The following is a 223-nucleotide window of genomic DNA, read 5'->3' as shown; positions in this document are numbered from 1 at the left end:
GTATGGGATACCAACCTGACGGCCTAGTAGGATGTGCTCACGAGTTTGTGGCATTGGACCATCTGTCGCAGCAACAACTAGGATACCACCGTCCATCTGTGCAGCACCAGTGATCATGTTTTTAACATAATCCGCGTGTCCTGGACAGTCTACGTGTGCGTAGTGGCGAGTTGGAGTGTCGTACTCTACGTGAGAAGTAGCGATTGTGATACCGCGCTCACGC

General features: G+C 52.0%; 1 protein-coding gene. It reads right to left on the bottom strand.

The genetic code is table 11. From position 1 onward, the window contains the following. On the bottom strand, positions 1–223 hold a 223-nt coding region (locus VCHENC03_RS0125620), incomplete at both ends, for a GTP-binding protein (RefSeq protein ID WP_032802467.1).

This window comes from Vibrio sp. HENC-03 (genome assembly GCF_000305755.2).
GTDB lineage: Bacteria > Pseudomonadota > Gammaproteobacteria > Enterobacterales > Vibrionaceae > Vibrio > Vibrio owensii.
Note: the sequence above shows the minus strand (reverse complement) of the source record. Positions and strands in the feature narration are given on the sequence as shown.